Raw genomic sequence first — 12918 nt, 5'->3', positions numbered from 1 at the left:
TATGTTAGAAAAAAGTGTTATTGAAGATATCCCTGAAAAACCTGGAGTCTATATTTTCAAAAAATCCAATGAATATGTCTACATTGGAAAATCAAAAAATTTAAAAAAAAGGTTAAGTTCGCATTTTTTATTTAAAGAAGAAAAAAGTAAGTTGATTATTGAAGAATCCGACAAATTAGAAACTATAATTGTAAAAAATGAAAAGGAATCATTATTATTAGAAGCTACTTTGATTTACAAATATAAGCCTAAATATAATGTAATGTTGAAAGAAAGTGAATCGCATGTATATATAAGAATTTCTGATGATGAATTTCCGTATGTTGAAATTACTAGGAATAGAAAAAAAGGCGGAAAGTATTTTGGACCATACACCAACATAGGCTTTGTGAGACTTTTTTTGGAAGTTTTACAAAAAGTATTAAATTTTAGAAATTGTAAGAAAAGCTTAGAAAAAATAAAAAAACCGTGTTTAAATTATTATCTAAAAACTTGTATTGCTCCATGTTTAAAAGAAAAAGAAAACAAAAATCTTTATATTAAGATTATAGAAAAGTTGGAGAATGTGTTAAATGGTAATTATGATTATGTTAGAAATTTTGTTGAAAATAAGATGTTATATCATTCTAAAATGCTTGATTTTGAAAATGCGGCAAAATATAGAGATTTATTATTTTCATTTGACAATCTTATGAAATCACAAGGAGTAATTTTAAATGATAATAGAAATGTAGATTATATAGCATTCAGGGATAATATGTTTACAATTTTAAAGGTAAGAAGTGGAATTTTGGTATCAAAACTATTCTATGAGTCAGCATTAACCTTTGAGGAATTTCTTTTTCAATTTTATTATGGTTTAAAAAGTGACCTTCCTGAAAAAATAGTTTTTAACCAAAAGATAAAACTAGATTTTACAGTTCCTATAACTTTACCAAAAGATGAAAAGGATATATATATTTACGAAATTGCCTTAGAAAATTTAAATGAACATGTTAAAACAATTAAATTTAATAAAAGAGTGCTCTTAAAAATGAAAGAGATTCTAAATTTGAAGAAAATTCCTTTAAGAATTGAGGGTACTGATATTTCCCATAGAAATGGAAAATATACTGTGGCATCATTAGTGGTATTTGAAAACGGCTATCCAAAAAAAGAAGAGTATAGAAGGTATAAACTTGGAAATATATTAGATGATTATGAGAGTATTAGAATGTTTATTAGAAAAAGATATTCAAAGCATAAATTACCAGATTTACTTTTTATTGATGGAGGAAAAGGGCAAGTTAATGCTGCAATTCAAGAACTAGAAAAAATGAGTTTAGATGTGGATGTTGTAGGTATTGCAAAGGAAGAAGAACTAATTGTGGTAAAAGGTAGAGTTATAAAGCTTGAGCATACAAATGATGTGTTAAGGACATTAATTTTTATAAGGGATGAAACCCACAGAGTTGCTAATACATTTAGTGGAAATTTAAAATTAAAAAGTTATAAAGTAAGTAAATTAGATGATATATCTGGCATAGGTTTAAAAAGAAAAAAGCAATTGCTCATGAAGTTTAAAACGTTGGAAAATATTAAAAATGCACCATTATATGAATTAGAAAAAATTGTTGGTAAAAAATTAGCAATGCGGATTAAGGAAGAATTGTGATTATATAAACAAAATTAAAAGTTTTGCATTAATATTAAGATTTATTCAGACTTGAAACATTTTTTACTACTGATATAATTAAAGTGAGAATAACATTAAATGCATATAGGAGGTGTTACAGTTGACGGCGTATATTATTCGGAGGCTTTTGTTGTTACCATTGATTATTTTTGGTGTAACATTGGTTATTTTTAGTTTTACCGAAATTTTAGGTCCAGAAAAAATGTTGTCAGCATATGTAAATCCTAATATGTTCGATAAGTTGTCAAATGAAGAACTGGACAAATTGATTGAACAGTATGGATTGAATGATCCAATGTGGACGAGGTATTTTAAATGGATCAGTGGTGTTTTAAAAGGAGATCTTGGTTGGTCGGTTACAGCAAAGGAACCAGTTGCAAAAGCCATTAAAGACAGAATACCTTATACTATTGAACTTGCTATTTACGCATTTATACCAGTAGTGGTTGTAGGTATTTGGTTAGGAGTTACTGCTGCTGTTAACAGAGATAAATTTATAGATCATTTTATTAGGATTTTTGCAATAATAGGGTGGTCATTACCAGATTTTGTGTTTGGATTAATTGTGTTAATGATATTTTATTCAGTATTAGGATGGTTTCCACCTGGTACTTTAAGTGGTTGGGCAGAACAAGTGGTTAAATCAGGAGAATTTCATAGATTTACCAAAATATTGACAATTGATGCTCTTTTAAATGGTAGATTAGACATTTTCTGGGATGCGCTTAGACATTTAATAGGTCCCATTTTGACAATTTCATGGTTGTGGTGGGCATATCTTTTAAGAATAACAAGGTCAAGCATGTTGGAAGTATTGGGAAAAGAGTATGTTAGGACTGCAAGAGCCAAAGGTGTTCCAGAAAAGGATGTTATTCATAAACATGCTAAGAAAAATGCAATGATTCCTGTGGTAACAGTTGCAGGTGCTATGGTTATTGGTTTGTTAGCCGGTACAGTTATTGTTGAGGTTATATTCAATAGAATTGGTATGGGGAGATTTACTGCACAGGCTGCGACGCAACTTGATTATGCAGCAATATTGGGGAGTACACTCTTTTATTCTACGTTGCTTGTTATTGGTAATCTTATAATTGATATACTATATGCTATTCTTGATCCAAGGATTAGACTCGGTTAAGGAGGTGTTTTTGAGTGAATACAGAATTTAAAAGAACTTTAAGAAAATTATTTAGAAATCCATCTGCAGTATTAGGCTTCTCATTATTACTTTTTTTTACATTTGTGGCAATCTTTGCACCATTTCTTGCACCACCTGTGAATCCAATGTTTCCAGATGAAAATGGAAATCCTTCTAAATTAGAGGACCCATATATTATGCCAATTCTTTCATGGAGCTCTGATCCAGTACCACCAAGTAAGGATCATCCATTTGGAATGATTGCGGGAAGAGATATTTATTACGGTGTTGTTTGGGGAACTAGAACAGCATTTAAAATTGGTTTAACCGTGGTTGTTTTGTCTACAATAATAGGTTTAATAATAGGTTCAATTGCAGGGTATTTTGGTGGATGGATTGATGAAGTTTTAATGAGAATTACTGATGTTTTTCTTTCAATTCCGTTTCTACTTGCTGCCATGGTATTAACCACCATTTTGGGGAGTGGACTTGATAAGGTGATGATAGCTATGACTGTTTTTGGTTGGATGGCTGTTGCAAGGCTTATTAGAGCTAACATTTTACAGGTTAAAGAGGAACAATTTGTACTTGCTGCTAAAGCACTTGGTATAAAAGATTATGTTATTATTTTAAGACATGTACTACCAAATACAATTTTTCCTGTGTTAGTTCAGGCAACAATGAGACTTGGATCACTTGTTATTACTGCTGCTGCCTTGTCATTTTTAGGATTAGGTGCACCTATTGGTTATGCTGATTGGGGTTCGATGTTAAATTATACAAGAAATTATATTTTGGGTTCTAGTGGACAGGCTTTTGCGTATTGGTATACTATTTTTTATCCAGGTATGGCAATGGTATTGTTTGTGCTTGCGTGGAATTTAGTGGGTGATGCCCTTAGAGATGTATTTGATCCGAAATTGAAATAAAGGAGTGGTAAAGTTGGAAAAGAAACCATTATTGCAAGTAAAAAATCTTAAAACATATTTTCATACAGAAGATGGGATTGTAAAGGCTGTTGATGGTGTGGATTTTGAGGTGTATCCTGGTGAAACGCTTGGAATTGTTGGTGAATCGGGTAGTGGAAAAAGTGTTACATCTCTTTCAATATTAAGATTACTTGATCCAAACGGGGAGATTTTAGAAGGTAGTGAAATTATTTTTGAAGGTAAAAATCTTTTGGAACTTTCTGATGATGAAATGAGAAAAATAAGAGGAAATGATATTGCGATGATTTTTCAGGAACCAATGGTGGCTTTAAATCCGGTTTTCACGATTGGTGAACAAATTATGGAAGCAATTTTACTTCATCAAGATGTTAACAAAAAAGAAGCAAGAGAAATGGCAATTGACATGCTTAGGAAAGTTGGAATTCCTGAACCAGAAAAAAGGATTGATGAATATCCACATGAACTTTCGGGTGGTATGAGGCAACGTGCAATGATTGCAATGGCTCTGTCGTGTAGACCGAAATTGTTAATCGCAGATGAGCCTACTACTGCTTTAGATGTAACTATACAGGCTCAAATTCTAGATTTAATGAAACAACTACAAAAAGAATATGGTATGGCAATTATATTTATCACACATGATGTAGGGGTAATAGCAGAAAATGCGGATAGAGTTGTGGTTATGTATGGCGGTATGGTTATGGAAACAGCTGATGTAAAAGAAGTTTTTAAGAAAATGAGACATCCGTACACATGGGGATTGTTAAATTCTATACCAAGATTGGATATTGATCAGGATAGATTGTACAATATTCCGGGTATTGTACCTGATCCGTTACATTTCCCACCGGGATGTAGGTTTAATACAAGATGTGAATTTTCAGATGAAAGATGTAAAAAAGAAATTCCTCCATTACAAAAGGTTGGGGAAGATCATTATTCAAGATGTTTTTATTATCATAAAATTGAAGAAGCTCAGAAACTAAAAAAGGCTGGTGAAAGTGCATGAGCGAAAAAAAGGTATTACTTAGAATAGAAAATCTTGTAAAATACTTTCCAATTAGAGCAGGAGTTTTCAAAAGAGTTGTTGCATGGGTTAAAGCAGTCGATGATATAACTTTTGATGTCTATGAAGGTGAGACAGTAGGATTAGTTGGTGAGTCTGGATGTGGAAAGACTACTGCAGGGATGACGTTATTGCGATTATACGAGCCAACTTCTGGAAGAATAATTGTTGATGGTGAAGATACAACGTATTATTTTATGCCAAGATTTCGCGCAAAAAAATATCTAAAAACAACTTATGTGGATAAATTTAAAAATATTGACTCACGAGAATTGAATGGTATAGATAAAAAGTATTATGAACTTTATAAAGAATTAGGAGAGAACGGATTTTATAATAAACTTCTTTCAAATCTTTCCGAGAAAAGGTCAGAATTTAGAAGAACTATGCAAATAGTATTTCAAGATCCGTATAGTTCTTTAAATCCAAGGATTAGAGTAAAGACAATTGTATCAGAAGGCCCTGTATTACATGGAGTAATTAAAAAGTCAGAAGTCATAGAGAAAGTTAGAGATGCACTAGAAGAAGTGGGAATTCATGGTGAGCATATGTACAGGTTTCCACACCAATTTTCGGGTGGGCAAAGGCAAAGAATTGGAATAGCAAGAGCCTTGTTAATGAATCCAAAGTTAATAGTAGCCGACGAAGCAGTAGCCGCTTTGGATGTTTCAATTAGATCACAGGTAATTAATTTAATGATAGATTTGCAGAAAAAACATAACCTTACATACATTTTTATTTCACATGACCTTTCGGTTGTAAAGTATATTTCTGATAGAGTAGTTGTTATGTATCTTGGTAAAATAGTTGAGAACGCTCCTAAAAAAGAATTATTTGACAGTCCAATGCATCCTTACACAAAAGCCCTTATGAGTGCAATACCTGTACCCGATCCTGAATATAAAAAGAATAGAATTATACTGAAAGGAGATGTTCCAAGTCCAGTAAACCCACCAAAGGGTTGTAGATTTCATCCAAGATGTCCCGTTGCAAAAGATATATGTTCCAAAGAAGAACCTGAATTAAGAGAAATTAGTCCTGGGCATTTTGTGGCATGTCATTTCCCAGGTTCATTATAATAAAGATTTATCTATAACGAAAGCTGGCCATTTTGGCCAGCTTTTTTTTGTTATTCAAGTATACATTTGTTAGATATTATATGTTTGTTCAACAATATTTTATATCATCCAAAAAAAAGAAAAAAAACAATTAAGTAAAGTTTAAAACGATTATGATAAAAAAACTTTAAATATCATAATTTTCTTTTTATCTAACTTTTCGTATATAATGCAAAAAAAGGGGGGATAAAATGAAAATTTGTGAAATGGTTCCAGTAGCACTTGGAAAAAAAGTTCCTGACTTATTAATAAAAAATGTAAATTTAGTTAATGTGTATACTGGAAAAATTGAAAATACAAATATTGCATTATACAAAAAAAGAATAGCAGGTATTGGATTTGAATATACAGATGCAAAAAAAATCTTTGATGCAAATGGATTATATGCAATTCCAGGCTTGATTGATGCTCATGTACATATTGAAAGTTCTATGCTTTCACCAATTGAGTTTGCAAAAATGGTTTTACTAAATGGGACAACAACTGTAATTGCTGATCCACATGAAATTGCAAATGTTTTAGGAGTTGAGGGGATTAATTATATGATTAAGGCTACTGAAGGAATTCCATTAAATGTATATTTTGCAATTCCTTCAGCTGTCCCTGCAACTTCTTTGGAGACTTCAGGGGCAACACTTGGACCGGAAGATATGGTTAGTTTAATTGAAAAGTATCCATTTCGAATTATTGCATTAGGTGAAGTTATGAACTATCCGGGGGTAATTAATTGTAATAGAGAATTAATTACTAAAATTGAAATTTTGCGTCATAAATACAAAAGAATTGATGGTCATGCTCCTGGATTATCTGGAAAAAATCTTAACGCTTATATTGATGCATTTGTTAGATCCGATCACGAATGCGAAACTGTCAATGAATCGTTAGAAAAACTTTCAAAAGGAATGCATATTTTTATTAGAGAAGGTACCGCAGCAAGAAATTTAAAATCTCTTTTACCCGCCGTTGATTTGATGAATCACTTCTTTTTTTCATTTTGTACAGATGATAGGGATCCAGAGGATATTAATAAAAGAGGACATATTAATCAGATTGTCAAAGAATCGATTGATAACGGTATTCCACCAGTTATAGCAATAAGAATGGCGACAATTAATACCGCAAAATATTTTAATCTAAGAAGTATGGGCGCTATTTCACCTGGGTATAAAGCTGATATAGTCTTGGTTGATGATTTAGAAAGTTTTAACATTAAATTTGTAATAAAAGATTCAAGATTTGTGGTGAAGAACGATAAACTAAATTTAACAATTGAAAGTATTTTTAAGGATGTACCAGAAACTTTAGGAATTATAAACATAAGAAAAGACTATAATTTAAAAATTAAAAATAAAAACAAAAAGATTAGGGTAATTTCTATTAAAAACTATTCTCTTTTTACTGAGGAAATAATTATTTCGCCTAAGGTATCTAAAAATGAGATAATTTCAGATGTTGAAAATGATATTGTAAAAATGGTTGTCTTTGATAGGCACAAAGCCTCGGGATATACAATAGGTTTTGTTAAAGGTACGGGAATAAAGAAAGGAGCTATTGCAACTACAATTGGTCATGATTCACATAATTTAGCAGTTGTTGGTGAAAATGATAATGATATGAATAAAGCAATAAGACGAATTCAAGAAATTAATGGGGGAATAGTTGTTGTAAAAGGCGGTAAAGTAATTTCCGAATTATCATTACCTATCGCCGGTCTTATGTCGGATAGAGATTATACATATGTAATTAACAATTTAAAACAAATAAAAACTGCAATCGAATCTCTGGGGCCAAGAAAAGATGTTTTAATGAATATTCATTTCTTACAATTAGCTGTAATTCCAAAATTAAAGATAACTGACAAAGGATTAATTGACGTTGAAAAGCAAAAAATTGTGGATCTATTTGTGGAGGTGTAATTTATGAATATAATTGGAAAAAAAGTAATAAGAATTGATGCAAAAGAAAAAGCTTACGGTATTTCTAAATATGCTTCTGATTATTACTTTCCGAACATGCTTTATGCAGCGGTTGTTTACGCAGACGTTCCACATGGAGTACTTGAACATATAGATATAAGTGAAGCAGAAAAATTACCTGGTGTTGTTAAGATTGCCACTTATAAAGATGTACCTGGCACAAATAAATTTGGTCATGTAATTGATGATATGTTTTTTTTAGTTCCTGAAGGTGAAAAAGTAAGATTTGAAAGAGATGTTCTTGCTATAATTGCGGCAGAAACTCCAGAAATTGCGAAAAAAGCAAAAGAATTAGTGAAATTTAAAATAAAAGAGCTACCAGGTGTTTTTACTATAGACGATGCAATAAAAAATGAAGTTTTGGTGCATGAGAATAATGTGGCATTTACAAGAAAAATCAAAAGAGGAAATATTGAAAATGCGTTTAAAAATGCAGACTTAATAATCAAAGAAATCTTCGAAACGGGATATCAAGAACATGCTTATCTTGAAACACAAGGTGTTGTCGCAAATTATTCTGATAAATTAGAACTATATGTATCTGCACAATGTCCATTTTATGTACAAAAAGATGTATCAAAAATATTAGGAATAGATCTAAAGGATATTAACGTTATCCAAACTGAAACAGGTGGAGGTTTTGGTGGAAAAGAAGATGTGCCATCTTATATTGCCTCAAAGGCTGCTCTGTTATCTTTTTTGACTAAAAGACCTGTTAAGTTAATTTACACACGTGAGATGGATATTAAAGAAACTAGTAAAAGGCACCCTAGCAAATCATTTTATGAGGTGGCATTTAATAAAGATGGGAAAATTCTTGGTGTTAAAGCAAAAATTTACCTTGATATGGGGGCATATTCCACATTATCTCCAATAGTTATGTACAGAACAATGGTTCATGCATGTGGACCATACAGTGTTGATAACGTAAAAGTCGATGTCTATGGAGTTTACACAAATAAAGTTCCATGCGGTGCTTTCCGAGGATTTGGTTCTCCACAAGTTTTGATGGCAATGGAATCAATGATGGACCTAGCTGCTAAAAAACTTAATATTGATCCATTCGATATCAGAATGAAAAATGCACTTGAAAAGAATAAACAAACTGCCACAGGACATTTACTTACTGAATCTGTGGGAGCCAAAGAAACTTTAAAAAAGGTATATGAAGCTTCAAATTACAAACAATTAAAGGAAAGGGTTAAAAAATTCAACGAAAGCAATTTGTTAAAAAAACAAGGTCTAGGCTGGGCTCACATATTCTATGGGGTGAGCTTAGGGGCCGGTGGACAATTTTTAGATGGAGCTACAGCAATGGTTAATGTTCAATCTGATGGAACAGTTACCATTATGATAGGCAATACTGAAATGGGACAAGGTGCAAAAACAACAATTTCAATAATTGTTTCAGAAATTTTGGGTCAAGACTTATCAAAAATTAGGGTATTACAGCCTCAAACATTATTTATTCAGGATAGTGGGCCAACAGTTGCATCAAGAACTACTTTTTTCAGTGGTAATGCTGTAAAAATTGCTACCGAAAAAATTAAGAACAACATGTTAAACTTCTTGGAAAAATACTTCAACGTAAAAAAAGATGAAATAAAATTTAAAGATAGCTTTGTTTACGTGAATAATAAAAAATTTTCTTTTAATGAGATTGCTATGCTCTGTAATAATAATAACGTAAAGTTATCTGAAACGGGATGGTACAAAACACCAAAGCTTGATTTTAACCATGAAGATGGCATTGGTGAAGCATATATTACTTATTCGTATGCTACACAATTATCATTAGTAGAAGTCGATATTTTAACTGGCAAAATAGAATTAAAAAAGGTTTGGGTATGCCATGATATAGGAAAAGTTATAAATTTGGATGGAGCAATTGGACAGGTACATGGTGGAGTTATTCAAGGAATGGGGTATGTTCTTTTTGAAGATTTAAAGTACAAAGATGGGAAAATCACAACTAAAAATTTTAACAACTATTTAATTCCCACAATTAAAGATATACCTATTGAGTTTCACGTTGATTTCGTAGAGGATAGTTTTTCAGAAGGTCCATTTGGCGCAAAAGGATTGGGTGAACCATCACTAATGAGCGCACCACCTTCTATTTTAAATGCTATATCAGCTGCTATAGGGAAGCAGTTAAATAAAATTCCCGTATCTATTGAAGAAATTATAAAAAAGGAGTGATAGTTATGAAAAAAGTTCCTGTGATTGGTCCTACATTTTCTGAAATGCTTAATCCAGAAAGAGTTGATTCAAAGATTAGAAAAAGGGCACTTGAGATGAAAAAGAAAGATCCATTGCATCCTATTAACTTATTTAATATCTCGTGGAAAAACGAAGATAATGAATACTACTATTTTATTCTTCCAAGTGAATTAACTGGTGTAAAGCCAAATATTATAGTGCTTTATGCAAAGGAATTTCCATCTGGAAGTCATAAAGTTGGTGCAACATATTCAATTTTAGCAGAGAAAACTGTAAGTGGAGAAGTAGATCCATTTAAACATACTTTAGTATGGCCTTCTACTGGAAATTACGGTATAGGCGGTGCTTGGGTATCATCACGGATGAATTATAAATCAATTGTATTATTGCCAGAACTTATGAGTAAGGAAAGATTTGAAATTATCAGAGCTTATGGTGCTGAGGTTATTGCTACTCCTGGATGTGAATCAAATGTCAAAGAAATTTATGATAAAGCAAAGGAGTTATATAACAAAGATCCTGAAAAAATAAGGATTTTAAATCAATTTGAGGAATTTGGAAACTATAGATTTCACTACTATGTAACAGGAAATTCAATGATTGATCTTGTAAAAAAGAGAAATATAGGTAATGGAAAAATTTCTGCTGTTGTTCTTGGCGTCGGTTCTGCAGGAACAATTGCTTCTGGAGATAGAGTAAAACAAGAATTTCCAAATGCAAAAGTTGTAGCAGTAGAACCTTTACAATGTCCTACGATCTCACTTAATGGATACGGAGGACATGACATTCAAGGTATCGGCGATAAGCACGTAACTTGGATACATAACGTTTTAAATAATGATGCCGTAGTACTAGTTGATGACATAGACTCGAAAAAAATGCTACATGTTTTTAGTGATCCAGTTGGAAAAGAATTTTTGAAAAGTTTTGTAAATAAAGATTTAATTGAATTTATTTCGGATAAATTTGGAATTTCTGGTGTTGCAAATCTGATTGGAGCAATAAAAGTTGCAAAACACTATAAATTCGGTGCTGATGATAATATCTTTATAGTTGCTACCGATTCAATTGAAAGATATAGGTCCGTTATGAACGATTTAGAAGAAAAATTTGGAAAGTTAACTTTAAATGAAGCAAAAAATAGATACGAAAGAATAATTTCATATCAGGAACCTTCTTGGATTTTTGAGGGCACTATGTATAACAAAGAAAGATGGCATAATTTAAAATATTATACTTGGGTAGAACAACAGGGGAAAACTGTTGAGGAATTAAATGCTCAAAGAGATTATAACTATTGGAAAAAGGAACAAGAAAAAGTGGAAGAAATCGATGAATTAATTGTTGAGTATAGAGAAAAACACAAAAATGAGTTAGAAAAGATTTATTTTGAAGATTGAGGTGAATCACATGAAAAAATTGTTTAAGAACATTTCTTATATATACACATTTGATAAAAAAATAGGAAACTTAAAGAATGGATACATTTTGGTAGAAAATAACAGGATCATAGATATTGGTAAAAATCACGAGGGAATTGAAGCTGACGAAGTCTATGATTTAAATGGATATATGGTTATTCCAGGATTTATAAATACACATCATCACATGTTCCAAACCTTAACAAGGGGACTTGCTGAAAATAGTAAACTGTTTGATTGGCTTGTTTATTTATATGAGATTTGGAAGTTTATAGACGAAGAAGCAATATATATAAGTACAATAATTGCAACTTATGAAATGATTAAAACGGGTGTTACAACGACTACCGATCATCTTTATTTGTATCCATTTGGGAACAATAAATTGTTTGATGCTGAAATTGAAGCTGCCAAAAATATTGGAATTAGATTTTATCCAACTAGAGGTAGTATGTCTTTGAGCAAAAAAGATGGAGGGTTACCACCTGATACTGTGGTACAAAAAGATGACGAAATATTAATCGAATCTGAAAGAGTTATCAAACAATACCACGACGCATCAAAGTACTCAATGTTAAGAATAGCTTTGGCTCCATGTTCACCATTTTCAGTTACTAAAACTCTTATGATTGAAACTTTAAAGTTATCAGAAAAATATAACGTGCTTCTCCACACGCATCTTGCCGAAACCTATGATGAAGAAATGTATTGTATCGAGAAATTTGGTAAGCGACCAGTAGATTATATGGAAGAATTGGGATGGTTGAATGATAAAGTGTGGTTTGCACATTTAGTTTATTTAAACGAAAAAGATGTAGAAAAATTGTCCAGTAATAATGTGGGTATGGCCCATTGTCCATCATCAAATATGCGGTTGGGGTCTGGAATAGCCCCAGTTACAGAAATGAAGAAAAAATTAAAAATAGGTATAGCAGTTGACGGAAGTGCTAGCAACGACACAAATAACATGTTGTTAGAATTGAGAAATGCACTTTTATTACAAAGAGTAAAGTATGGTGCTAAAGCTGTAACGATTGAAGAAATTTTGAAAATGGGTACTTTGGGTGGTGCAAAAGTTTTACACGTAGATGATTATCTTGGTACATTAGCAAAAGACAAAGCAGCAGATTTTATTGGTTTTAAACTTGATAAAGTTGAATTTGCAGGAGCACTTCATAATCCTATTAATGCAATATTACTCTGCGATGCAAAACAAGTCGATTTATCCGTTATTAATGGGGAGATTAAGATATTTAATAGCGAGTTTGTGAATTTTGAAATAAGTAAATATATTGAAAAACATAACATTATTTCTAAAAAGATCCTTGAAAAATCATTAAAAGGTTAAATG

The 12918-nt window shown here is 31.6% G+C and carries 9 protein-coding genes; all 9 read left to right on the top strand.

Annotation, left to right across the window (positions count from 1 at the left end):
• Nucleotide 1: 1 nt before the first annotated feature.
• The 9 genes from uvrC (at nt 2) to AS157_RS09160 (ending at nt 12915) form a co-directional block, all read left to right on the top strand.
• Nucleotides 2-1654, top strand: coding sequence for an excinuclease ABC subunit UvrC (uvrC, locus tag AS157_RS09200; RefSeq protein ID WP_077288503.1), 1653 nt, complete (start codon nt 2-4; stop codon nt 1652-1654).
• Between the two features lie 121 nt (nt 1655-1775).
• Nucleotides 1776-2813: an ABC transporter permease gene (locus tag AS157_RS09195; RefSeq protein WP_075665064.1), complete on the top strand. Its 1038-nt coding sequence runs from the start codon at nt 1776-1778 to the stop codon at nt 2811-2813.
• 14 nt (nt 2814-2827) lie between these two features.
• On the top strand, nt 2828-3742 hold the full coding sequence (locus AS157_RS09520; protein WP_077288502.1) for an ABC transporter permease: 915 nt from the start codon (nt 2828-2830) through the stop codon (nt 3740-3742).
• Between the two features lie 13 nt (nt 3743-3755).
• Complete coding sequence (locus AS157_RS09185; RefSeq protein ID WP_077288501.1) at nt 3756-4772, top strand: ABC transporter ATP-binding protein; 1017 nt, start codon at nt 3756-3758, stop codon at nt 4770-4772.
• Nucleotides 4769-5908, top strand: coding sequence for an ABC transporter ATP-binding protein (locus tag AS157_RS09180; RefSeq protein WP_077288500.1), 1140 nt, complete (start codon nt 4769-4771; stop codon nt 5906-5908). The genes AS157_RS09185 and AS157_RS09180 overlap by 4 nt, the downstream gene beginning before the upstream one ends.
• Nucleotides 5909-6138: 230 nt before the next feature.
• Nucleotides 6139-7863: an adenine deaminase gene (gene ade / locus AS157_RS09175; protein WP_077288499.1), complete on the top strand. Its 1725-nt coding sequence runs from the start codon at nt 6139-6141 to the stop codon at nt 7861-7863.
• 3 nt (nt 7864-7866) lie between these two features.
• The gene (locus tag AS157_RS09170) at nt 7867-10125 is read left to right on the top strand and encodes a xanthine dehydrogenase family protein molybdopterin-binding subunit (RefSeq protein WP_077288498.1); all 2259 of its coding nucleotides are present in this window, start codon (nt 7867-7869) and stop codon (nt 10123-10125) included.
• Between the two features lie 5 nt (nt 10126-10130).
• Complete coding sequence (locus tag AS157_RS09165) at nt 10131-11546, top strand: PLP-dependent cysteine synthase family protein (protein ID WP_077288497.1); 1416 nt, start codon at nt 10131-10133, stop codon at nt 11544-11546.
• Between the two features lie 10 nt (nt 11547-11556).
• Complete coding sequence (locus AS157_RS09160; protein WP_077288496.1) at nt 11557-12915, top strand: 8-oxoguanine deaminase; 1359 nt, start codon at nt 11557-11559, stop codon at nt 12913-12915.
• Nucleotides 12916-12918: the final 3 nt, after the last annotated feature.

The sequence above is a fragment of the Thermosipho sp. 1244 genome, from assembly GCF_018588215.1.
Taxonomy (GTDB): domain Bacteria; phylum Thermotogota; class Thermotogae; order Thermotogales; family Fervidobacteriaceae; genus Thermosipho; species Thermosipho affectus.
This window is presented reverse-complemented; position numbering and strand designations above follow the sequence as displayed.

Excerpts from the sequence above, each read along its gene's own strand:
- AS157_RS09170 (WP_077288498.1), top strand. The coding sequence starts at position 7,867 with ATGAATATAATTGGAAAAAAAGTAATAAGAATTGATGCAAAAGAAAAA.
- AS157_RS09180 (WP_077288500.1), top strand. The coding sequence starts at position 4,769 with ATGAGCGAAAAAAAGGTATTACTTAGAATAGAAAATCTTGTAAAATAC.
- uvrC (WP_077288503.1), top strand. The coding sequence starts at position 2 with ATGTTAGAAAAAAGTGTTATTGAAGATATCCCTGAAAAACCTGGAGTC.
- ade (WP_077288499.1), top strand. The coding sequence starts at position 6,139 with ATGAAAATTTGTGAAATGGTTCCAGTAGCACTTGGAAAAAAAGTTCCT.
- AS157_RS09160 (WP_077288496.1), top strand. The coding sequence starts at position 11,557 with ATGAAAAAATTGTTTAAGAACATTTCTTATATATACACATTTGATAAA.
- AS157_RS09165 (WP_077288497.1), top strand. The coding sequence starts at position 10,131 with ATGAAAAAAGTTCCTGTGATTGGTCCTACATTTTCTGAAATGCTTAAT.